Origin of the sequence: Halomonas sp. McH1-25 (assembly GCF_022348165.1) — a bacterium.
Lineage (GTDB): Bacteria > Pseudomonadota > Gammaproteobacteria > Pseudomonadales > Halomonadaceae > Modicisalibacter.
Genome location: NZ_JAKRFI010000010.1, coordinates 114758 through 139423 on the forward strand (window position 1 = coordinate 114758; position 24666 = coordinate 139423).

Annotated in this window: 9 protein-coding genes; 7 read left to right on the plus strand and 2 right to left on the minus strand. The window is 61.4% G+C overall.

Annotated elements, in window-relative coordinates; all coding sequences use genetic code 11:
* Positions 1-15: 15 nt before the first annotated feature.
* The gene (locus tag MHM84_RS19945; protein ID WP_239268554.1) at positions 16-12636 is read right to left on the minus strand and encodes a carbohydrate-binding protein; all 12621 of its coding nucleotides are present in this window, start codon (positions 12634-12636) and stop codon (positions 16-18) included.
* 680 nt (positions 12637-13316) lie between these two features.
* Here MHM84_RS19945 and MHM84_RS19950 point away from each other — a divergent pair.
* From MHM84_RS19950 to MHM84_RS19980, 7 genes are all read left to right on the plus strand, one after another.
* On the plus strand, positions 13317-15107 hold the full coding sequence (locus MHM84_RS19950) for a type I secretion system permease/ATPase (protein WP_239268556.1): 1791 nt from the start codon (positions 13317-13319) through the stop codon (positions 15105-15107).
* Positions 15104-16459: an HlyD family type I secretion periplasmic adaptor subunit gene (locus MHM84_RS19955; protein WP_239268558.1), complete on the plus strand. Its 1356-nt coding sequence runs from the start codon at positions 15104-15106 to the stop codon at positions 16457-16459. The genes MHM84_RS19950 and MHM84_RS19955 overlap by 4 nt, the downstream gene beginning before the upstream one ends.
* Positions 16459-17922, plus strand: coding sequence for a TolC family protein (locus tag MHM84_RS19960; protein ID WP_239268560.1), 1464 nt, complete (start codon positions 16459-16461; stop codon positions 17920-17922). The genes MHM84_RS19955 and MHM84_RS19960 overlap by 1 nt, the downstream gene beginning before the upstream one ends.
* Before the next feature lie 271 nt (positions 17923-18193).
* A complete protein-coding gene (locus MHM84_RS19965; RefSeq protein ID WP_239268562.1) occupies positions 18194-20002 on the plus strand; it encodes an assimilatory sulfite reductase (NADPH) flavoprotein subunit in 1809 nt (602 codons plus the stop codon).
* Positions 20003-20036: 34 nt separating this feature from the next.
* Positions 20037-21764 carry an NADPH-dependent assimilatory sulfite reductase hemoprotein subunit gene (locus MHM84_RS19970; RefSeq protein WP_239268564.1) on the plus strand — a complete coding sequence of 576 codons (1728 nt, stop codon included), beginning with the start codon at positions 20037-20039 and terminating at the stop codon, positions 21762-21764.
* A gap of 88 nt (positions 21765-21852) precedes the next feature.
* Positions 21853-22734 carry an LD-carboxypeptidase gene (locus MHM84_RS19975; RefSeq protein ID WP_239268566.1) on the plus strand — a complete coding sequence of 294 codons (882 nt, stop codon included), beginning with the start codon at positions 21853-21855 and terminating at the stop codon, positions 22732-22734.
* A gap of 228 nt (positions 22735-22962) precedes the next feature.
* Complete coding sequence (locus MHM84_RS19980) at positions 22963-23397, plus strand: DUF488 family protein (protein ID WP_239268568.1); 435 nt, start codon at positions 22963-22965, stop codon at positions 23395-23397.
* A gap of 89 nt (positions 23398-23486) precedes the next feature.
* Here the strand turns inward: MHM84_RS19980 and fadA are convergent, their stop codons facing one another.
* Positions 23487-24665: an acetyl-CoA C-acyltransferase FadA gene (fadA, locus tag MHM84_RS19985; protein WP_239268570.1), complete on the minus strand. Its 1179-nt coding sequence runs from the start codon at positions 24663-24665 to the stop codon at positions 23487-23489.
* Position 24666: the final 1 nt, after the last annotated feature.

The following is a 24666-nucleotide window of genomic DNA, read 5'->3' on the forward strand; positions in this document are numbered from 1 at the left end:
CCTCGCACGGCACGATTACAGCAGGCTGTCGGCCGGATCTTCGTGACCGACCCCGGCCACCCCGACGTCATCGCTCATGGGCAACGTGTCATCGTTTGCGCTAGCGTCCACGCTCTCCTCCTCGGCAACCAGCCCCTCGAAGCCGACGAGCGACACCATCTGCAACGTGGGCGACGCTTGTGGCTCGATGAGCAGCGATTGCAGGTCCATCGATCCGCCATTGAAGGTCAGGCGCAACACCTGTTCCCCGGCCTGCAGATCGAGCGACATGGCTTCGGTCGAGACGTAGTTATTCCAATCCCCCGAGTTCGGTACGGCTAGCGGGGCAGGCTGGGCATAGAACGCGCCGTCCTGTTCCACCGATGCGCTGATCGAGCGTCCGTTGTGTGGCGTAGCCGTCACGAACGACAGGTTGTATGTGCCTGCCTGCTCGACCTCGATGGTGTACTCCACCCACTCGCCATCGGCGATCCAGCCAATGGCTTCACCGTCGTCGGTGATATCCACGCTGCCGTCACGGAAGTTCACGCCGCTCTGGACACTGTCGCTGTCCGAGTAGGCCTCGCCCGCCTCACCGCTGTCGAACAGGGCGGCATTCAGCGACAGGCCGTCGGCATCGACCAGCCAGGGCGTCTCCGTCTCGTTGAACGGCGTCTGGCCAACATCGCCCTGCTCGTCGCGCACCAGCGTCAGCGACTGGATATCCATCAGGTCCTGCGGTGTTTCGCCATTGAAGGTCAGGCGCAGCGTTTGCACACCGGCCTGCAACTCTAGCGCCAGTGCCTCGGTCGGTCCGGGATTGCCCCAGGAACCGGTATTCGGCACCGCGAGCGGCGACGAGGTGGTATAGAACGTGCCGTCTTGCTCGAGTGCGGCGGTGATGGTGACACCGTTCGTCGGCGTCGAGGCGACGAACGAGAGGTAGTAGACACCGGCCTGCTCGACGTCGATGGTGTATTCCACCCACTCGCCATCATCGACCCAGCCGATGGCCGAGCCATTGCCGACGATGTCGACACCGCCCTCACGATAGCCGCTACCCATCTGCTCGGCCTCGGTGTCGCTATAGGAGACCCCCTCCCCGCCGACATCGAAAGCCGAGGCCTGCAAGGTGATGCCGTCGTCGACCACCCAAGGCGTACCGGTGGCGTTGAATGGCGTCTGGCCATCGTCATCGGGTGCCCCGGCGACGGTCAGCGTGAAACCGCTCTCGACGCTGGCCTCGCCATCCGAGGCGGTGACCAGAATGTCGAAGCTACCCGCCACGCTGGGTATACCGCTGATGACGCCCGCCGATGTCATCGACAACCCGGCCGGCAGACCGCTGACGGTATAGGTCAGTGCATCGCCGTCGGCATCGACGAAGGCATCCGCAGGGATGGTGAACGAGAAGGCCTGGTCCTCGGTCGCCGTCAGGTCGTCCAGGCCCGCATCGACGCTCGGCGCAGCATTGCCGGCAACCGGCGTGAGCTCGAACGAGGCCAGATCCTGCGAACCGCCGTTGAAGGTCAGCCGCACGACCTGAACCCCAGCCTCGAGCTCGACCTGTACGCTGTCGGTCTGCTGGAATGTGTTCCAGCCACCGGTATAGTCGACCGCCACCGGGGATGCCGTGGCATAAGTACCGTCGCCCTGCGCGAACGATGCGGTGACCGATCGCGCACTGCCTGCCTGCGAGCCCAGCGACGAGAGGAACGCCAGCTCGTAGGTTCCCGCCTGTGCGACATCGATGGTGTACTCCACCCATTCGCCATCGGCGATATAACCCAGCGCCTCGGTGCCGATGGAGATATCGACTCCCTCGTCGGCGCGGAACGATGCGCCCTGATGGTTAGCCGTGGTGTCGTTGTACGCGACCCCTTGACCGCCGTTGTCGTAGAGCTTGGCTTCCAGCGTCAGCCCGTTGCCATCGACCAGCCATGGAGTTTCGCTGGCGTTGTAGGCGCTCTGCACTTCCGGCTCCTCCGGCACGTCGCCGTCGAGGAAGTTGGGCACGCCATCGCCGTCGGCGTCGTCGTAGATATCGACGCGCCCGTTGCCGTCGGCGTCCTCGGCGCCACTCGGATCGTAGGTCTGGACGTTCTCGACCAGAAAGATGTTGTCGTTGTAGTCGTAGTTCACCCCCGCGTAGTCCTGGATCACGATGTAGGTGTTAGGAATCACGTTGCCGTCGGCATCCTTGGCCACATACACCCGGATCAGATGCCCGTCGTTCGCGTCCCAGTTGAGGTTGGTGCCTGGCGTGCCGATCTCGTCGATGGTGTCCTCGTAGAGGTTGGCATCGGGATCGGACCAGGAGATGTAGCCCTGTCGCCCGCTGATCTCGGCGAAGAAACCGAATGGGGCATCCCGGTCGAGCGTCGTGGTGGTCAGGGCATCGCCGCCGTTGAGCGTGCGCGGCAGCAGCGTCTGTCCGTCCTGCTCGTCGTGGGCCAGGATCTCGTCGATGTCGCGGCTGTCGACGTCATGAATGAACAGCCGGGCGATATCCCCCTGGGTGTGGTAAGCCGCCAGTTGGGTGATCTTGATCGGCGAGGCACCATCGGCCCGCTGGAAGTAAGGCGACAGGATTTCATCGCCATTGGCTTCCACCAGTCCGCCCTGGTTCATCTCGCCCTGGGCCACGTCGGTCGAGAACCCGAAGGCACTGACGATTTCCTGTACCGTCGGCTCCTGGCCATTCTCCGACTGTCCCTGGGCGATACCGGCCAGTTGGATGACCTTTTGCCCTTCGTCGCCATCGTTGGAATGGATGATCAGGGACGACTCGTAGAGCGTGCCATCGTTCGAGTCCTGCCCGATGAAGCGCACCGTCACATCGAGCGAGCCGCCCGGCGCGACCACCAGATCGGTACTGTCGCCGACGATCTCGAACAGCGCGGGATCGGCGATCTCGAGCTGACCGATCTCCAGGTCGGCGAACCCGTCGTTGGTAATGGTGAACGTGACTTCGTCGTGCACCTCCTGGCTGCTGTTGGCCGGGTTCTCGATGCGGCTCATCACCAGGCGATCGTCCGACGGCACGCCGTCCAGGTTGGTGATCGATATCTCGCCGCCGGATGCCGGTGCGATCCCCTCGATGACGAACATGTTGTCGTTGTAGTCGTAGTTGATGCCGGTGTAATCCATGATCCCCAGGTAGGTATTGGGAATCACGTTGCCATCGGCATCCAGCGCCTGGAACATGCGCACCGTGTAGCCGCGCTCGATGCCCTCGGCATCGTCGGGCACGTCGCCGCCTCCCGTCGGGTTGAGCGATGGGTCGGTGGATAGCCCGGCCACCTCGATGCCGAACATGCCATTGCCCAGCCAACTCTCCGGAATCTGATCGCGGGTGAAGGTCGCCGTGGCGAATTGCCCGTTGCTCTTGATCGGCAGGAACGACTGGTTGTTGTCATCGGCATGGTTCGACAGCGTGATGTCCTGCCCCTTGTTCTCCGGATTGTGGATACCCAGGGTCGCCCCGCCATCGCCGTGGAATGCCGCCAGATGGGTGATCTTGGCCGACTCGAACCCTTCGGCGATCGTCCAGTAGCGAGACAGCACCTCGTCGTCGTTGACCGGCCGATAAAGGTCGTAGTCGTTGAGCACCGAGTTCTGCCCGCCTCCGATGGTGGTCAGGCCCTCGATCACGTTGCCGAAGCCGAACACCTCCCATACCTCGTTGACGTTGGGCTCCCAGCCGCCTTCGTCGCGCGCCTGCCAGAAGCCGGCCAGATGCACCTCGGCGACCGGCGTATCGGCATCGTTGGTGACCAGGCGCAACACGCCTTCGAACACCCCGTCGCCGGCATCGTTGGTCGGCGGCGTATAGGCGTCGCGGTCGAACAGCACGTCGATCTCGATGGATTCTCCTGCCGCCAGAGTCAGCCCATCGAAGATGTCCGGGTCGGCGAGTTCGAACGGTCCATCGATATCCACATCGATGACCGACAGCTCGTTGCTACCGGTATTGCTGATGACGACCGTCCCGCTCTCCTTGTAATCGCGATCGGGATTCGAGGCACTGTCGTTCTCCAGATAGTTGAAGTGCAGACGGTCGGAGAAGTACGCCGCATCGCCGCTCTGGATCGCGATGTCCGCCTCGGGATCGCCCGGGGCCGGCGAGATATCCAGGTAATCGATATCGTCCGCACCGTCCGCGTCGGAAACCACGCGCAGGTGATAGGACACGCCTGCCGTGAGCTCGATGTAGGACGACGCTTCACCGGCATCGCCAACGCCCGGGAACGTCATCTCATCGATGGGCTGGCCGTTAAGTAGCAGCGTCAACTGGCCACCGTCGGAGGCACCAGGATTGGTCGCCAGGTCGAGCTGGTAGGCGCCGTCGGCCGCCACGGTGAAGTAGAAGTCCGCCGTGCGTTCGTTGACCGCCCTCGCCGAATCGCCACTCTCCAGTTCGATTCGGCCGCTACCGTCGATGTCGGCATAGGTCGGCTCGAAATTGTCGCTCGGGGCGTCCGCGACACGCAGCAGGTCGACGTTCGGCCCGTTGGCATCCGGCGCCGTCACCGTGATGGTGTTGCTTCCGGCCTGCAGCGTCACCGTGGTGGTCTGGAAGTACCAGTCGTCCTCGGCCTCGTTGCTTTGACCGGGGAAGTTGACCACCTCGACGGCACTGCCATTGATGCTCAGGTCCAGGGGCCGATCCGCCTTGCTGGTCGCCAGGGCGTAACGGAATCCGATCTCGTAGGTACCGGCCTCGGCCACGTCGATGGTCCAGGTGATGGTCTGATCGCCGCTGCCGGTGAAGTCGACGAAGCCATCCCCCGAGGCATTGCGGTCGTCCTCGCTCGCCGTCACCGCCACAGCGCCGCCAAGGTCGGCACTCTCCGCCTCGTACTCGGTATAGCCCGGCGTGGTGTCTTCCGGTTCCTGGAGAATTTCCAGTTGGTCGATGTTCGGCCCGGTATTGGCGGTCGCCTGGAAGCGCACCGTGTTGAGACCGGAAACCAGGTCGGCCGGGATGTCCAGCGTCAGCCATTCGCTCCACGCATCGTCGCCGCTCACGCTAGCCGGCGGTGCGAAGGCGAAGATACCTACGCTGACGTTGTTGACGAAGACTTCCAGCGGACGCTCTGCCGTAGCGCCATTGGCATAGCGCACCCGGAGTACCGAATCGCCGGCCTGGGCACCGCTCAACTCGAAACTGAAGGTCAGGAAATCCGCGTTGGTGGCCCCGAAGTCGGCATAACCGCCCAGCACGCCGTCGGTATTATCGGCGTTACCGTCATTGCCATAGGCGCCCGGGCGCAGGCCATTGGGCAGACCGGCGGTGGTTTCGGGGTTGTCGGCATCGCGAATCTGAATTTCCGCCCCGTTGGCCTCGGCGATGATCGCTGCGGTGCCGTCATTGGGCGTATCGTCCTCGGCCTGGATGACCAGCAGCGATACCAGATCGTCTGCCGGCTCTTCGGGATCGACCGGATCGGGATCGGTGATCACGCCACCCGGCGCCGGATCGAGACGCACGATCTGGCTCTGTCCGTTGTTGCGGTTCAACGTGAGCAGGTAGAGCTGGCCGGTGGCCGGGTTCTCGATGACATCCAGCGGATCGATGTAGGTGATCACGTTACCGTTGACGTCGCGCAGCACGTCGTCACCGACGATGTTGCCGTTGGCGTCCAGCGTGATCGAGCGGATGTCGTCGCCACCGGAGTACTCAGTGAACAGCACGTTGCCCTGCAGGTTGCCGCCGAACACATCGCTGGTGTACTCGGTCGCGCCGTTGGGTGAGCGATTCTCGCCCAGCGAGTAGGCACCCTCGAGATCGTAGGTGGCCTCGGGGTCGGTGCCGGCCGGGTAGTCGCCGACCTGATTCGGATCACTGCCCGAGGTCGGGTTGCCGCCATTGAGGATGTACTCGTCGCGCAGCGGGTTGGGATGACCGTAGTAACCGTCCTCCTCGACCTTGAACAGGTAATCGTCCTGCTTGCCGACGTTGGTGTGGCGCTCGTCTTCCGGCGTATCCGGATTGTCGGGCACGTTGCCGCCCGCCGCCGACCCGTTGGTGGGCACATAGAGCTGACCATTGGAATGCCAGACCAAGTCATAGGCGTTGCGCACACCGGTGGCGAAGATCTTGACCACGGCGTCGTCGGCAAACGGGTCGTAGAACGTCTCGATGACGTTGCCGTCCTGGTCTTCCACGCTGGCCGTGCCATTCTCGGCAAACACCAGGAACTTGCCGTCGCCCATGGCGATCGGGTCGGCCTTGAAATCACTGCCGTCATCGTCCGTGTAGCGACGGTTGAAACCATCGTCGGGCAGCGGTTCGGTGGCGACGTCGAAGCCGCCTTCCGGCGCGTCCCGCGTCGGGTCGATCTCCAGTACCGTGGCGTTCAGCAGGCGTTCGGGGCGGTTGCCCCAGGCGCTGTCCGGCTCGCCCATCGCCGAGTTGGAGCCCTGGACGAGATACAGCAGATGGGTCGGCACGTCCGGATTGGTCACGGCGTGGTAATCCGGGTTGGCCCGGAACTCGAGGCTGTTGGTCACGTGATCGCCGTTGGAGCGCGGCAGACCGGTGACGTAGGTCTCGACCGAGGCTGCGAACGCATCGCCTTCGTCGATGGTGATCTTGCTGATGCGTCCGCTGAAGTCAGGGACCCCGTTATCACGCCCCGACAACGGGATGGGATAGTTGTCCGTCACCCATAGCACGTTGGGATCGCTGGGATCGAAGGTCAGACCGATGATGCCGCGTGGCCCCGCCGCATCGCCCTGGAAGTAGTCCAGCGTCAGCGTCTGGCCATTGGAAAGCGAGCCCGTCTGGGGGTCGACGTCGTACCGCTTGATCTCACCGCCCATGGTCGAGACGTACATCTTGGTACCATCCGGCGACAGTTCCAGCGAGGTGAAGCCGAAGGCGTTGTCATCGGCACCGTTGAGCTCGACGATGTCGTTGAAGGCCACTTCGCGTGCGACGACCTCAGGCGCTTCGCCGGTCACGAACGTGGTGGTGAACTTCTGGAACTCACGGGTCGGGGCGCTGAGATCGTCGTTCTCGCCGCGGTCCTGGAAACCTTCGATCACCAGGGTATAGCTGGTGAACGCTTTCAGGTCGCCGCTCGGCGAGATGGTCAGCGAGTCGAAGCCGCCCGTGGTGTTGGCGTTGAACGCCACCTCCTGTCCGGTGACGGTCTCGAACAGACGGATCGAGCCATTATCCAGGCTTTCCAGCAAGGCACCGCCACGCCCGTCCACTACCGAGATGCCGAGGAACAGATCCGAGGTAGGATCGACACCAGTGGGGGCACTGCCGTCCGCCGGGTCGAGATCGATTTCCACCTCGTTCTCTCCCACCCCGGCGATGGCACGCGGATCGGTGAAGAACGCATAGTCTTCGGGAGCCTCGCGCGCATCGTCCGGCGTCAGATCGGGAAGCGCCTGGATCTCGATGTACTGGATTTCAGTGTTCTCGTTGTCCAGGCCGATGGAATCGAGGGTCAGGCGGCCGTCGGTGACTTGCACGACCCGGGTCACCAGATCCGACCGGAAGCCCTCGGTATCGTCGGCGGGATTGCTGTCCGTCGGGAAACCGTCAGGCCGGAACGGCGTGAACGGGTCGTTGAACAGCTCGCCTTCGGCATTGAGCACGTTGCGACTGTCATACGGCCCGGAGGTATCGCCGATCGAGACAGTCACCTCGTAGAAGCCATCCTCGAGCTCGATCTCCCAGCCGGCACGTTCATAGCCGGCGGCCGGCTGGTCGAAGTGGGCATAGGTGCCCTGGCGCGGGTCGAGACCGGCAATCTCGTCGGTGCGGTCATTGACGGCCACACTGGACTGATCGTCGATGGCCATGGGTATCGTGCCGTTTTCGGTGCCGTCGGCGATCGACGCCTCGCTGACCCAACCATACTGATACGTTTGACCACCGACTTCCACGGACTGCTCGCCGAAGGCCAGGCCAGTGTCGGCGACATAGCCGTCTGGCGTGGCAAAGCCTTCCGGCTGGAAGTTGATCTTGACCTTGAAGCGTTCGCCCGGCTCGACGAACGGCGGCTCTTCGGGCTGCTGCGTGCCATCCCGGCTCACCGTCAGCTTGTCGATGTTGGGACCGGCGTTGCCCACGTTCTCCAGACGGATGGTGTTGCTGCCAGCCTCGAGCTGCACGTCGAGGCTGGCCTCGGTCCAGTTTTGCCAGCCGTCGATATCCGCGCCAGTTCCCACGAAGGGAATCTCACCCTGCTCGGATCCACCAACCAGCACCGCCATCGGCCGTCCTTGCTGATCGCCGCTACCGTTGGTGTAACGCACCGTCAGGGTGTAGCTGCCCGCCTCCTCGACAGTGACATCGAAAAATGCGGCATCGCCGGCTTCACCACCCATATCGAGATAGCCGGTACCACTGTAGCCGTCCCAGAGACCATCCGCGCCAGCATCCTCGTTGGTTTCCGGATTGTTGGCGTCGCGAACCACGGTGTCCGGTGGCGTCTCGCTGTCCTCGATGGTCAGTGCCTCCCCTTCGATCTCGAACAGGAAGGAGTCAACCGGCGCCTCGCCAATGGTCACTTCGCTGGTGGCGCTGGCCTCGTTGCCAGCGGCATCGGTGACGAAGACGGTGGCTACGACCGCGCCACTAAGACCGCTCATGTCGACCGTGAACGAGCCGTCGTCAGCCGGGGTCACCGGGGCGCGCGTGGCGCCGCCATCGAAGCTGATCTCGACCGTCTGAATGTCGGCATCCAACCCGGCGACCGTGAAACCGGCCGTTGCCGCTTGTGCCGGATCGAGGGTCGCATCGTTACTGGTCAGTGACAGGTCGCCATCGGTGTCGGCGGAGGTATCGGTGCCGATGGGGCCGCTACCCGCCGCCGTGATCTCGATGCGATCGATGTTCGGGCCGGTGGTCGCGCCGGCGGGGATCGCCAGAGACAGCGTGTTGCTGCCCGCCTCGAGGGTCACGGTAATGGTCTCGAACGCCCAGTGATCGAAGCCCTCTTCCTCACCGGCACCATCCGGGTCGGTACTGGCGAACGGCAATGCGGCGGTAGCGGCCCCGTTGACGTTCAGGTCCAGTGGACGAGCGGTATTGCTGGCATAGCGGATATTCAGATCATAGCTACCGGCCTCGACGACGATGACGTCGAAAGTCACTGCATCCCCCGCCGTATCGCCGTAGTCCACATAACCCGTGCCGGAGAAATCCGGACGCAGGCCACTGAAGCCACTACCGACTTCCGGATTGCTCGCATCGCGGACCGTAGTAACGGTAGCGTTCGAGCCGTTGTCGAGGATGGTCAGCGTGCCGTCTTCAGCCTGCAACACGATCGGCGTGAAGGCGGACTCATCGGTGTCGGTCACGGTGACCTGCACTGTCTGGACATCGGTGAGGTCGCCGTCGGTGGCCGTCACGTCGATTTCATAGACGTTGTCGCCATCGGCATCCCCTGCAGTCTCGAAGTCCGGCGTCGCGACGAAGGCCAACTGACCGGTAGCCGGGTCGATGGTGAACAAGGCTGCATCGGCTCCCCCGGTAATGGCGAACGCAGGCGCCACCAGTCCGGTCGTGCCGCCATCCTCATCGACAAGCGGAACGGCGCCTATTGCCGTCATTCCCTCCACGACCGAAAACGCCGTCTGGTCGATCGCGACCACCTCGTTGGCATCGGCGACGCTGACCACGACATCCTGGGTGGTCGTGTTCTCGCCATCGCTTACCGATATGCTGATTTCGTAGATGCCATCGGCATCGCCATCGGCGGGATTTTCCGCATCGGGCGCCGCGATGAAGCTCAGCGCACCACTGGCCGGGTCGAAAGTGAACAGAGCTGCATCCGTTCCTTCGATGGTCACGGTCAGCGGGTCGTTCTCGGCATCGTCGAGTGCCAACGTAGCCACCAACGAGGTGTTTTCATCCAAGCCAATGGCGGCGTCCAGGCCAGCCACGGTGGGCGCTTCGTTGACCGGCTCCTCGCTACGTGTAAAGAGCAACCGGTCGATACGCATCAGTTCGCCGGTCTCGCCCTGGGCGGTCAGCGTGGCCAGCGTATTCGCGTCGACATACACCACCGTTTCGAAGTCGATCTGCTTGAGGTTGCCCGCCTGGCCTGCATTGCCGCGTGCCGAGTCATTCAGGAGCGTGCCGTAGTCGTCGTTGAGTATGACCACATCACTGAGTGCGTCAGTCGATGTGTTGCGCGCTTGCAGTAGCGTGTCGCCGATCTGCAGTGACAGCGTGCCCGCCCCGTCGGTTTCGTCGAAGGCAACGACACTCACGGTGTACCAGCCAGGAACGACACCGTTATCGGCCAGTTGCGTGGTGACCTGGGTCGTCGCATTGTTGCCCAGCCGGATGATTTCATCCCCGGAGGCGTCGGGATTGCCGGTGGCGTAGAAGTTGGCGGCCTCGGCAAGACCAGTGAAATCCTCGGCCTCGACGCTCACCACATCGCCGACCTCGGGACCGTCGATCTCGAATTGCAGGGTAAGCGTGTCCGAGAGACCGCCGGCATCCGTGGCACGAATCACCACCTCGAAGGAGCCGGCCTCGTTGGGTGTGCCACTGATCACCCCTTCGTCATCGACGCTTAGTCCGGCCGGCAGCCCTTCGACGCTCAGGGTCAGGCTATCGCTGTCGGGATCGGTGAAATAGGCCGCAAAACTGGCCACGTCTATTCCGTCGAAGAACGCACCCTGCGCGCCGAAATACGGCTCCAGTGCCACCGTATCGGCCACCGGCGCCTCATTGACGTTGCTGACGGTCAGTTGGAACGTTTCCTCGGCGGACGCCGACTGCGGGTCGGTTGCCGTGACGGTCACGGTATAGATACCGGGCTCCAGGCCGGTAAGGCTACCGCTCAGCACGCCGTCCTCAATCGCCAAGCCATCGAACCCGGTGACCGGCATGCCTTCCTGACTGATGACGAAGGCGTAGCTCAGGCTGTCGCCATCGTCATCGACGAAAGGCAGGTCGACCTCGAGTAGCGTATTCTCATCGAGTTCCAGATCGGCAATGCCACTGCCCACGACGCGCGGAGCATGGTTACCGGTTTCGTCGTTGCCGCCCTCGGTGAGTTGCACGTTGGAGAACGTCGCCGAACCGAGGATGGCCGTGGCATCGTCATCGCTGATGAACACCAGCGAGCCGATCGAGGTGCCGGCATGGGCGCCCAGGTCGATGGTGAAATGCAGCGTCCCATCGCCGTTGTCGCGGCCGCTGCCACGCAGGTCGATAATGGCGCCTTGCCCCTGGGTCCCGGCCAGTTGATAGAGCGAGCGATCCCCGTCGAACGCGTTGTCGTTCAGGTCGAAACCGATGGCGACGATTTCCGGGCTATTTTCACCGACGGCCAGGTCGAGTTCGATCCGGGTGTTATCGGTAATTGCGTAGTTCTGCGGCAGCGCGACTCGCTTCCAGAGGTTGTCGTTGAGCGACAACGCAGCACCGTCATCGCTGACCTCGTAACCCGGACCAACGGGGTTGTCCTGGGTGGTGGTGTAGGAAGAGATATTGCCTGCGGATCCGGCAATGAAGGTCAATGCCTGTCGCTCGGCGGATGTGTCAAGCACGAAGTCGACGGCGGTCTGGCTATGGTTGCCGAGAGTGTCCGTGACGATCACGGTCGCTGTGTTGAGGCCTTCTTCGAGACCGCTGACATCGACGCTAACGCTTCCATCGTCATCCGGCACCACGGCCTGACGCGTCACGCCGCCGTCAAAGCTCATCTCGACCGTGACGATGTCGTCGTCCAGCCCATTCAACGTGAAGCCCAGCGCGCCTTGTACATCACCCAATTCACCAGGGGTCAGCGTGAGATCGCCATTCTCATCGGCTGTCACGTCGCCGAGCGGACCAGTACCGGCTGCCGTAATCTCGATGCGATCCAGATTGGGTCCCTTGTTCGCCCCGGCGGGGATCGTCAGGGTGAAAGTGTTTTCGCCTGCCGAAAGCGAGACCGGCTCGGTTACGTAGAGCCAGTTGTCGAAACCTTCGACGCTGTTCGTTGCACTGCCATCGGGATCGGTATCGGGGAAGTCCAGCAAGCCCGACTCTTCGGTATTGATGCTCAGCTCAAGCGGACGTGCGCCGTTGGAGGCGTAGCGAATATTCAGGTCGTAATCGCCGGCCTCGGCGACGTTGACGGTGTAGGTCACGCTATCGCCCGGCTGACTGCCGAAGTCGAGATACCCCGTACCGGAATAACCCGGGCGCAGCCCCTGAAAACTCGATCCGTCTTCGGGGTGCTCGAGATCGCGAACCAGCGTTCCCGTGTCATTGCCGTCTCCCAGCACGCCGTCTTCTGCCTGGACGATCACCGCTTCGAAACTCGCCGGTTGTTCGGAGGGCGGCGCACTTTCGTTGGCAACGACGAAGCTAGTCTGTTCCCCTCCAGCAGCCCATACCTCTCCTGAAAGGTCCAACGGCTCGATCAGTAGCGAGGTACTGCCGAACACCCAACTCTGCGGTGCGGCAAAGTCATAGGGAGGCGAGGGAATCGATTGAACGAGAGAGTCTCCCTCGGCATCGATCAGGGTCAGACGAATGCTGTCCACTTGCGACAGGTCGAGGTCATCATCGGGAACTACGCGAAACGTTACGTCTTCATAGCCACTGACATCCAACCACGTTCCTTCTTCAACATCGCCCAAGACAACCCCAGTTTGCGTATTTACCAAGGAGATTGAGAACATTGTGTGACTCCTAGTCTTTTATACTTTTATTCACCTCAGCACGAATAGCGTTAATCGAGCCAAGTCCGATGCGCCATAATCGAGCCAAGTCCGATGCGCCATTCACACGCTGACATATAATTCGATGCGCCTAATGTACAGACAAAACAAAATTTAGACGTAGTGAGAAATTAGCCTCAATCGCTCTTCAAACAAGGTTTAATCTTCTCAACCAGCCCACCTCCGCATTCCTAAAACCAGTTTTCCACCAACAAGTGGAACGCACTCAAGCGATTGTTTAACAACTCAAAAATCCCCCATTAGCATCAGTACTCTCGGGCATCTTTTATTTACAAAAAATATCGCCTCTTTAGCAAAAACACACTCATGCCAGCAATCGGCATGAGAAATCTGAAAGCATAAACTCAAGAAACTAATGCTTTTATTCTTAAAATGCCGGCTTCGACTTAATTTCTTATTCTCATTTTCCAAATATTCTGGATCTATCATCTTCTCCGCCTGCCACCTCAAGCCAATGAATAGTAAAGGTTTCATTAGAAAAATAACCCGTCGGTTATAAGCAATTCATAAAAACAAGGAGTTACCCAGAAGGATAACCTTCCGTTACTCTTGTTCACACAACGTACAACAGGCATGTCCTGCCGAATCGACAAGACGACAACAACCGAGCGAGCACATTCATGGCCAGGCGTAGCGAAGAAACGGACCTGCAAATTGCGCTGAGGGCGTGTAAAGGGGCTTTTTATTCAGCGGCTTTTTTCAGCATGTTCATTAACCTCTTGATGTTGGTTCCCCCTCTTTACATGCTTCAGGTTTACGACCGGGTAATCACGTCACGCAGTGAAGAAACTCTGCTGATGCTGACCCTGGTCGTTCTGTTCCTGTTCATCGTCATGGGAGGGCTCGAGTTCGTTCGTTCACGCATCCTGGTACGTGTAGGCAACAGCCTCGATATGCAAATCAGCCAGCGGCTTTATGGCGCCATGTTCAAGAAAAGCGTGGCCATGCCGGGAAAAGCCTCGGCCCAGCCTCTCAATGACTTGAGCAGCTTGCGTCAGTTTTTGACCGGAAACGGCCTGTTCGCCTTCTTCGATGCGCCATGGATACCGGTCTATCTCGGCGTGCTTTTCCTGTTTCATCCCTGGTTCGGTTACTTCGCCCTGGCTGCTGGGGTAGCGTTGTTTCTGCTGGCGCTGCTGAACGAGAAAAGCACCAAGGACTTGCTGGCCGAAGCCAACAGCGAGCACGTTCAGTCCCAGGATCTCGCCAATAGCAACCTGCGCAATGCCGAGGTATTGCATGCCATGGGTATGTTGCCGGGCATCATGGGACGCTGGGCTGCCAAGCATCACGACTATCTGGTTCACCAATCACGGGCCAGTGACCGGGCCGGCACGTTGACCAACCTGTCGAAAACCCTGCGACTGTTGTTCCAGTCGATGATCCTCGGCTTGGGTGCCTATCTGGTGCTGGAAGGCAGCCTTACGCCAGGCATGATGATTGCCGGCTCGATCATCATGGGACGCGCACTGGCACCGATCGACCAGATGATCGGCGGCTGGAAGGGGTTCGTGGGTGCACGCACCGCTCATGGCCGGCTCAATGAACTGCTGTCACTCATCCCTGCAGACCCTCAACATATGCCGTTGCCAGCGCCTTCCGGCCGCCTGCTCCTCGAGTCGGTATCGGCCGCCCCGCCAGGGGAACGCTTCGTGACATTGCGTGGCCTCGACATGGCCGTCGACAAGGGGGAACACATCGGTATCGTCGGCCCCAGCGCAGCCGGTAAATCTTCCCTTGCCCGGGTCATCCTGGGCATCTGGCCCGCCCAGGTGGGCCATGTCCGGCTCGATGGCGCCGATATCGGACAATGGAACCGGGAAGCGCTGGGTCCTTATCTCGGTTACCTGCCCCAGGACATCGAACTCTTCGATGGCACTATCAGCGAGAACATTGCCCGCTTCGGTGACGTCGATCCCGAAAAAGTGGTCAGGGCCGCACGCAAGGCCGGTGTTCACGACATGATTCTGCGCCAGCCCAACGGTTACGACACCTATCTCAGCGGCGGCGGCGGGGCTCTCTCCTGCGGCCAGCGGCAACGCATCGGCCTGGCCCGCGCCCTGTATGGCGATCCCGTATTGATCGTGCTCGACGAGCCGAATGCCAACCTGGACGATGCCGGGGAACATGCACTGTCCGAATGCATGCAGCGACTCAAGGAAGAGGGAACGACCGTCTTCGTGATCAGTCACCGCCCCGCCATTCTCAAGCGCGTCGACCGGATACTGGTACTCAAGGAGGGTCAGATCAGCCTGTTCGCTCCCCCCGGAGACATTGCCGCCCAGACGACTCATCCCGTACGCGGTATTGCCAGCGCCACGACGGCCACCGGCCAACGTCTGACATCGATTCGTCCCCGCGCACGCGGCAAGGCCGCCACTGCCCCGGCTTCCGAGGAACCCAAGCCATGAGCGCCAGCGATTACCTTCCGGGTGAAGCGACGGTCAAGCACGCCAATGCCGATACCGTCAGCCGACTGCCAACCAACGAACGTCCCTATCGGCGCCTGGGCATGGCGATTCTGGTCACGGCCTTCGGCGGTTTTGGAGGCTGGGCGCTGACCGCCGATCTAGCCGTTGCCGTCGTCGCCCCGGGCACCGTTTCCGTCGAAAGCTACAAGAAGACGGTACAGCATCTGGAGGGCGGGATCGTCGAGCGCCTGCTCGTCGAGGATGGCGACCATGTCGAAGCGGGCGACGTCCTGCTGATACTCGACGACACCCAGGCACGCGCCAAGCTGGAGATCGCCCGGGCGGAGTACTACATCGCACGCGCCAGCGAACTGCGCCTGCTCGCCGAACAGGCCGGCGACACGGCGCTGGCCTTCCCGCCTGACCTGCTCGTCGCCGATTCCCCCCGCGTCCAGGCGGTGCTCAACGTGCAGCATCGCCTGTTCCAGGCCAGACGCGAGTCGTTGGAAGGCACCCTGGCTGCGTTGGATGAGCAGGTCGTGCAGATGCAGGAGCAGATCGCCGGACTGGAATCGACGCGCCAGGTCAATCGGTCGCGCATTCATTCGCTGTCCGGCGAGGCCAGTGACTATCGCTCCCTGTTCAAGGAGGGGCTGGGCAACAATCAACGCCTGCGCGAACTCGAACGCCAGGTCATGCAATATCAGGGCGAAAATGCCCAGCACAGTGCCGAGATTGCCCGACTCAAGTCGCAAATCAGCGAGAACGGACTGCAAAAGGAAATCCGCTTGCAGGAGTTTCAGCAGGAAGTCGGCGAACAGCTTCGCGACGTGCAATCCCGCGTGGCCGATGCAGAAGAGCGAATCACGGCATTGAGCGACCAGGTACGGCGTACCCATGTTCTGGCGCCGGTTTCGGGCACGGTGGTCGGCATGCAGATCCACACCCTGGGCGCGGTCATTCGCTCCGGCGATCCGCTGATGGATATCGTGCCGGCAAGCGAGGACTTCGTGATACAGGCCCGCGTGCCCGACCGTGACATAGACAACATCTATATCGGCCAACCCGCGGAAATCCGTTTCAGCGCCTTCAATCAGCGTCTGTCCAACGTCATTCAGGGCGAGGTCGTGCACGTCTCTGCCGACAGCTTCGAGGATGAGGCTACCCAGGCGCATTACTACAAAGCCAACATACGCGTGACCGAGCATGGCCAGGCGGACATGACGGAAACCATGCAGCTACTTGCCGGCATGCCGGCCGAGGTCATGATCCGGACCGGCGAGCGAACCTTTGCCAGCTACATTGCCAAGCCTTTCACCGACATGCTGGCCCGGTCGATGCGGGAGGAATGATGAGACACAAGATCCGTCATCTCGCCCTTGTCGTTGGCCTGCTGTCGATCAGTGGCGGAGCATTCGCGCAATTGCCGGGGCCCGACCCGCTGGGCCTGGGCATCGCCCCGGCCAACGACACCCTCGACGCTATCGATACCCAGGCCGGCTTGCCGTCGTTGACGCGTCTGTTCGTACTGGCCCTGGAAAACGACAGCGAACTGATGCGCCAGCGCTATGAGAGCCAGGCAACCGGGCAAGAAGTACCCATGGCGCGTGCCGCCCTGCGCCCTTACGTCGAGGCTGGCGCCTCCGCCATCTATCAGCGTGCCGACAACATCTATACGCAGAATCCCGAAGACTACCCATCCGAGGTTTATGAGGACCGGATCACCGGCACGACCAACGATACGCTGTGGCGCATCGACGTCACGCAGCCGCTGTTCAGCCTCGAGCGCTGGCGTAGCGTCGACAAGGCATTGGCCCAGGCAGACGCGGCGGATCTACAAGTCGCCGTGGCGGAAAGAAACCTCGCCCTTTCGCTGGTCGATGCCTACCTCAACGCCTACCTCGCCTCGCGCAAGCTGGGACTGCTCGATGCCAAGCGAGAGGCGCTGAATCTGCAGCGCCGTCAGGCACAGCGCGCCTACGATCTGGGCATCGGCGATCGCATCAACCTGCTGGAAGCGCAATCCCGGCTCGATCAAGCGGTCGCCGATCAGGTCAAGGCCGAGAACGAACTGGCGAACGCGCTCAGCGACCTGGAACGGCTGACCGGCCGCCTCCCCGACTTCCGCGGCTCGACGCTGGGCAACATCGAGCGGGTAACGCTCGAACGTGAATGGGAAAATACCCAGCAATGGCTTGCCCGGGTCGACGACAATGTCGAGGTACGCCTCGCCAACCAGCTCTATCAGGTCGCCCAACTGGACACGAACGTGCGCCGTGCCGGGCATTATCCCGAGCTCAACCTGACGCTAGGTTACCGCGACCTGAACAGTAGCGATGAGCTACGTACCAGTGAAGACATCACTGCCAGTCTCGAACTCGATGTCCCCATTTATCGCGGCGGCTATACCTCGGCCAGCATTCGCCAGGGTGAGCTGGCAGCATTGGCCAGCCGCGAGGCATTGACCAACGAACGACGCCTTGCCCGCCAGGAAGTCCGCAAGCGTCTACGCAGCCTGCAGGGGAATGCACGCCAGTTGGAAGCGTTGTCACGCTCCATCGAGTCCAGCCAGCTGTTCCTGGAAGCCGCCATCCGCGGCGAGAATCTCGGCCTGCGCGATCTCGTCGATGTACTCGACGCCCGCGCCGAGCTGTATGACCTGCGTATCCAGTTCGTTGAGGCGCTCTGCCAGTACCTGGGCGACAGGACCTACCTGGAGGCGGCGACAGGCGACCTGGACACCACGGATCTCACCGCCATCATGACCCAGCTCCGAGAGGTCAGTCAGCCTGCCGAACCGCGTCCCACAGCCTGAGCGGTGACCCGATTCGCCCTTCCTCTCTGCATGACCTACGCTAGCGGGGACTCCAGGAAGGAGCGAAACGGGGCATGATGCCAACCCAAACCACACTAACCTAAGCCGCCTGAAGCCTTCCCTGTGACGAGTCCATCCGGATCCAAGACCGTGCGTCTGACGCACCGGCCTGGTTATGCATTTTTCGCATGGAAACATTGTTATTTATAATTTTTATCTCTTATGTGGAAGGGCTAGCCTTACAGCCACATGAACGAGAGGAGACTATTCAATGTCGCAAGGTCCTCTGCTCGAGACCAACAGTCCTCTCAGCGCCGACCAGGCACAGCGTCTCAATGAGGCGTTGGCGGGACTGAGCACCGATCAGATGACATGGCTGAGCGGCTACCTTGCTGGGCTTAGCGCTCAGAGCACGACGACGCCCCCACCGCCCCACACCGCAGGTGAGCCATCCGCCCCCGAGATCGTGGTGCTTTACGGCAGCCAGACCGGCAACGCCGAAGGCGTGGCCGAGCAAGCCGTGGAACGCGCCAAGGCTCGCGGGTTTCCGGTTCGCCTGGCAGACATGGCGGATTTCGGCAAGAAGGAACTCAAGGAGCCGCTCAATCTGATGGTGGTGGTCAGCACCCAGGGTGACGGTGATCCGCCCGATACCGCCGAAGGATTCTATGAATTCATGCATGGCCGCAAGGCGCCCAAGCTCGACGAACGGACACGCTTTGCCGTACTGTCGCTTGGCGATTCCAGCTACGAGCATTACTGCCAGACGGGCAAGGACTTCGACGCCCGTCTGGAAGCGCTAGGCGCCAGCCGAATCCATGATCGGACCGATTGCGACGTCGATTACGAAGAGACTGCCGAACGCTGGATCGAAGCCGTCCTCGACCGCTATGCCGAGTTGAGCGGTGGACCGGACCGGGCTAACCGGATTCAGGCCACAGCAGCTGCCTCGCCATCGCAAGAGGCGGCCTATTCCAAGAAGAACCCGTTCCAGGCCGAAGTGCTCGAGTCAGTCGTACTCAATGGTCGTGGCTCCGACAAGGAAACCCATCACATCGAGTTGTCCCTCGAAGGTTCCGGCCTGAGCTACGAGCCGGGCGATGCCATCGGCATCGTGCCGCAGAACGATCCCCGCTATGTGGACGAATTGATCGACAGGCTGCGTATGGACGCCGACTGCGACCTCGGCGACGGTCGCTGCCTGCGCGATGCCCTACTCACCGAGTATGAAGTCACGACACTTACGCGTCCGTTTTTGGAACACTGGGCCGAAGTGTCAGAGGCCGCCGAACTGCGCCGTTTGATGGATCAGGAATCTCGCAACGAACTCCGCGACTGGATCGAGGGCCGCCACATCATCGATGTGATCGAGCACTTTCCCGTCGAGCGGATCGATGCCGAAACCCTGACGAAAGCCCTGCGCAAGCTGCCTCCCCGTCTATACTCCATCGCCTCGAGCTATCAGGCCGACCCCGACGAGGTACACCTGACGGTGGGCATCGTACGCTACGAGACGCATGGACGATCACGCGGTGGCGTTACGACGACTTACCTGGCCGACCGCATCAAGCCCGGCGACAGCGTGCCCATCTATGTGGATCGCAACAAGAACTTCAAGCTGCCACAGAATGACGATACGCCAATCATCATGGTCGGCCCCGGTACTGGCATCGCTCCGTTCCGCGCCTTTTTGCAGGAGCGTGACGAACGCGACGCCCAGGGAAGAAACTGGTTGTTCTTTGGCGATCGGCATTTTCGTTCGGACTTTCTCTATCAGTCCGAACTACTCAACTACCGCAAGAAAGGTCTGTTGAACCGTCTCGATGTCGCTTTCTCACGCGACCAGGCGAACAAGGTCTACGTCCAGGATCGCATGCGCGAAAACGCCCGCGAACTCTACGCCTGGCTTCAGGAAGGTGCGCATTTTTACGTCTGTGGCGATGGCGAGCGCATGGCGGCCGATGTTCACCGCGCGCTAATCGATAGCGTACGCGACGCAGGTGGCTTCGATGACGACGGTGCCGCGGAATACGTGCGCGAACTTCAGCAGGCCAAACGTTACCAGCGCGACGTCTATTGATGTCGCCTCGCCCCCCCATCAAGAGGCTTTTCTCATGAGCGACATCATCGCCAAGCTTCGGGATATCTCGTTCGACGACCTGCACCCCAATGAGCGGCTCAAGGTGGAAAGCGATTACCTGCGCGGCAATCTCATGGAGGGAATGGCCGACCGAGCCACCGGGGCGGTCAGCGAGGACGATACTCAGCTGACCAAATTCCATGGTTTTTACCAACAGGACGACCGCGACCTGCGCAGCGAGCGGCGTCATCAGAAACTCGAACCGCTGTATTCGTTCATGGTCCGTCTGCGCCTACCGGGCGGGCTGGTCACACCCGAGCAATGGTTGACGCTGGATGACGTGGCACGCCGCTACGCCAACGGCACACTGCGTATCACCACACGCCAGACCTTCCAGTATCACGGCGTCTTTAAGGAAAACCTTCGCCCGCACTTGAAGGCCGTCAACCAGGCAATGATCGATACCATCGCCGCCTGCGGCGACGTCAACCGCAACGTGATCTGTACGGCCAATCCGCATCGCTCCAAGGTGCATCGCGAGGTCTACGATCTGGCTCACGCGCTCAGTAGCCACCTGTTGCCCCGTACCCGGGCCTACCACGAGATTTTTCTCGGCGAGGAGCGTATCGCCGGAGGTCCGCAAGAACAGGAACCGCTCTACACGCGCCACTACCTGCCCCGCAAGTTCAAGGTGGCCATTGCCATTCCCCCCGAAAACGACGTGGATCTCTTCGCCCACGATCTGGGCTTCATCGCTCATGTCGAGGCGGGAGAAATCCGGGGATACAACGTTTGCATCGGTGGCGGCATGGGCATGACCCATGGCGAGCCGGCGACCTTCCCTCGGCTGAGCGACGTGATCGGTTTCTGCACGCCCGATCAGGTACTCGACGTGGCCGAGGCGGTACTCAAGGTCCAGCGCGACAACGGCGACCGCCGTGACCGCAAGCATGCACGTCTGAAATACACCCTCGAGGACAACGGGGTCGAGTGGTTCCGTGCCGAAGTGGAGCGCTACCTTGGCGCTACCCTGGACGCAGCGAGAGACTTCCACTTTCACAGCAATGGCGATCGGTACGGCTGGTACCAGGGCGAGAACGGCGCCTGGCATTACGGCCTGTTCGTGCAGAACGGTCGATTGGCCGATTTCGGGGACGGGATGCAGCTGCTCAGCGGAATGCGCGAGATCGCCCGGGTACATACCGGCGATATCGTTCTGACCACCAACCAGAACCTGATCATCACCAACGTCGCAGCGGACAAGCGTGCCGAGATCGAGGCGTTGATCGACCGTCATCGCATGACGGGAGCCACTTCACCGCTACGGCAAGCATCGATGGCCTGCGTGGCCTTTCCGACATGTGGGCTGGCCATGGCCGAAAGCGAACGCTATCTACCGTCGCTGATCGATAAGCTGGAAGGTGTCATGCGCGAGGCCGGGCTGGAAAATGATGCCATCACTGTACGCATGACCGGCTGCCCCAACGGCTGTGCCCGCCCCTATCTTGCCGAGATCGGCTTCGTCGGCAAGGCCTTGGGCCGCTATAACCTCTATCTCGGCGGCAGTCCCAGCGGCGAGCGTCTGAACCGGCTGTATCGGGAGAATATCGACGAGGCTACGATCATGGACGAGCTCACGACGTTATTGCAGCGATACGCCGGGGAGCGCGAATCCGGCGAGCCATTCGGCGATTACGTCATTAGGTCCGGTGTCATCGCCGAAACGACGGCAGGCCGCCACTTCCACGACATATCCCCTTAGGACAGCGCTGACGGCCATGCCGAGGCTCTTCCTAATGCTCGATATTTGAGGCAGCATGGCCAACGTCATGGACCAGAACGAAGCTCGCATGCCCCTATCCGTCAGTGTCGTCGCCCCCGCCTCGCATACCGATCGCCGCCTTATCGATGATGCGGTGGCGGCACTGGAAGCGCTGGGGATCCATGCCCATATCCCCGACACGCTCCAGGCCCCGCGCCGCTACCTTGCCGGCAGTGTCCAGCATCGGCTGGACGTACTCCATGCGGCCTACGACGACTCCCGTACCGAGGCGATCTGGGCCGTGCGCGGTGGCTATGGCTGCGCACAACTGATCGAGCATATCGACTGGCCACGCCTGCCGGCCAAACCGCTGATTGGCTATTCGGATATCACGGTACTGCTGGACCAATGCTATCGCCGTGGCCTGCCGGCCATTCACGGTCCGGTGGTCAAGGACGCCCTGCGGCTGAATCAGGCGTCCTTGGAATCTCGCACACTAATCCAGCGCCAGTTGCTCGAAGTGGTCGATCTGGTTACAGGAAAAACGCCTGCGGGCTTCTCCCTTCATTGCCATGCGCACGAGACGCCAAGCGTCATCGAGGGGCCTGTGGTGGGAGGCAACCTGATGACCCTGGCATGCGTGGCGGGCACACCGTGTCAATTCACCGCACCGCCAGGCGCCTTGGTGATTCTCGAGGATGTCGGTGAGCCCTACTACCGTCTGGAGCGTGCCTTATGGCAATTGGTGCATAGTGGTGCATTCGATCAGGCTGGTGCGCTATGCCTAGGTACCTTCGAGGGCTGTACGCCATACGGCGAACAGAGCCTCGCCGAGATCGTTGCGGACGTGCTAAGCCCCTTGAACATACCACTCTTCACGGATCTGCCGGTCGGCCATGGTCCGCTCAATCGTCCCTGGCGATATGGTAGTCGTGGCCGCATCGAGGGAAATACGCTCGTCTTTGCATAAGCCGGTTTCTTGCAAGCCTGCGTCGCCGGAAATCCGCTCGATTGAAAGCTCCCCGCTAGCATTAACGAATCATGCCAAGGTGGTACGCGCCTCGTTCCCTTCCCTGCACTATCCTTGATAGTGATGATCTGAAAATCAGAGTGGATCGATACCGCAAAGGTAAGGCCGGGCCTGGGGCGCTGTAACGCGCCTGGGACAGGACGTCGTGTCAGGCAGGGGGACATTCGGATGTACGACATTCAACTCAAACGCATCTATGCAGAAATCTCGCCCGATGATGGCGCCAGGGTACTCGTGGATCGTCTCTGGCCACGCGGTAAACCGCGAGAGACGCTCGAACTGACCGACTGGTATCGGGATGCTTCGCCGTCACCTGCATTGCGTCGGCTATGGCACCAGAAGGAGATCACCGACCGCGAGTTCGCTTTTCGTTATAGCCGCGAACTCGATCGCAACCGGACCTGCCTGGTGCCGCTGATGCGCTGGTGCCGCCAGGGCAGGCTGACCTTGCTGAGCGCTTCGCGCGACCTCGATCGCTCGCATCTCCCCGTGCTGCGCGACATGCTTCTGGAGGCCTTGGCCGAAGAGGATAGTGAAGCAGATGGCGGACTGGCCTCCCCGCCTTGCTATGCGGGACAGTTCGCCAGCGGCGGTCATCGGTAGTTTCCCAGCCCAAGCCATGCATGCGGCAACCAAAAACGGCTTTCTCCTGCGAGAAAGCCGTCGTTGTTACACGTGCCGAGGATAGCGAATCACTTCAATCGCTCGAAGACCGTCGCGACACCTTGGCCCATGCCAATACACATGGTCGCCAGTCCCAGTGTCGTATCCTGCTGCTGCATGACGTTGAGCAGCGTGGTGCAGATGCGCGCACCGGAACAGCCCAGCGGGTGACCCAGCGCAATAGCGCCGCCATTGAGATTGACCGTCTCGTCCATGCGATCGCGCAGCTTCAGATCCTTGAGCACGGCCAGTGCCTGAGCGGCAAACGCTTCGTTGAGTTCGACCGTGTGGATGTCCTCGATGGAGAGCCCGGCGGCCTTGAGCGCTTTTTTGGTTGCCGGGACCGGTCCGTAACCCATGATCGATGCATCGCAACCCGCCACACCGGTGGATACCACTCGCGCAATCGGCGTCAGTCCCAACGCCTTGGCGCGCTCGTAACTCATGACTGCCATGGCCGAGGCGCCTACGGACAGCGCCGACGAGGTACCGGCAGACACCGTGCCTCCCTTGGGATCGAATACCGGCTTCAGCTTGGCCATTTCTTCCAGGCTGGCATCGATTCGCACGACTTCGTCATGCGAGATCAGCCGCCGCAAGCCCTCGGTGTCGTGCCCCTCGACACCGACGATTTCATTGTCGAAGTAGCCTTTTTCGTTGGCTGCCAGCGCCCGCTGGTGAGAACGGACGCCGAACTTGTCCTGTTCCTCACGGGTAATGCCGTGCATCTTGCCCAACAATTCGGCCGTCAGACCCATCATCATGGCGGCCTTGGCGGCATGCTTGCTGACCGCCGGGTTGACGTCCACACCATGCGTCATCGGCACGTGCTCCATGTGCTCGACCCCGCCGATCACATAGAAGTCCCCCATCCCCGCCTTGATGTTGGCGGCAGCGATGTGCAACGCACTCATCGAGGAACCGCACAGGCGATTGACGGTCTGCGCCGGCACGGTACGCGGAATGCCGGTCATGATCGCCGCATTGCGGGCAATGTTCATGGCCTGTTCCAGGGTCTGGTTGACGCAGCCCCAGATCACGTCGTCCACCTCGGCAGGATCCAGCGACGTATTGCGGTCGAACAGTGCCTGCATGACGGCAGCGGACAGGTTCTCGGCACGCACGTTGCGGAAGGCGCCGTTCTTGGCCTTGGCCATGGCGGTGCGAACCCCGTCGACCACCACGATATCTCTCGGACTCAGACTCATT

Coding starts and splice junctions, on each gene's coding strand:
- MHM84_RS19945 (WP_239268554.1), bottom strand. CDS start 12,636: ATGTTCTCAATCTCCTTGGTAAATACGCAAACTGGGGTTGTCTTGGGC.
- MHM84_RS19950 (WP_239268556.1), top strand. CDS start 13,317: ATGGCCAGGCGTAGCGAAGAAACGGACCTGCAAATTGCGCTGAGGGCG.
- MHM84_RS19955 (WP_239268558.1), top strand. CDS start 15,104: ATGAGCGCCAGCGATTACCTTCCGGGTGAAGCGACGGTCAAGCACGCC.
- MHM84_RS19960 (WP_239268560.1), top strand. CDS start 16,459: ATGAGACACAAGATCCGTCATCTCGCCCTTGTCGTTGGCCTGCTGTCG.
- MHM84_RS19965 (WP_239268562.1), top strand. CDS start 18,194: ATGTCGCAAGGTCCTCTGCTCGAGACCAACAGTCCTCTCAGCGCCGAC.
- MHM84_RS19970 (WP_239268564.1), top strand. CDS start 20,037: ATGAGCGACATCATCGCCAAGCTTCGGGATATCTCGTTCGACGACCTG.
- MHM84_RS19975 (WP_239268566.1), top strand. CDS start 21,853: ATGCCCCTATCCGTCAGTGTCGTCGCCCCCGCCTCGCATACCGATCGC.
- MHM84_RS19980 (WP_239268568.1), top strand. CDS start 22,963: ATGTACGACATTCAACTCAAACGCATCTATGCAGAAATCTCGCCCGAT.
- fadA (WP_239268570.1), bottom strand. CDS start 24,665: ATGAGTCTGAGTCCGAGAGATATCGTGGTGGTCGACGGGGTTCGCACC.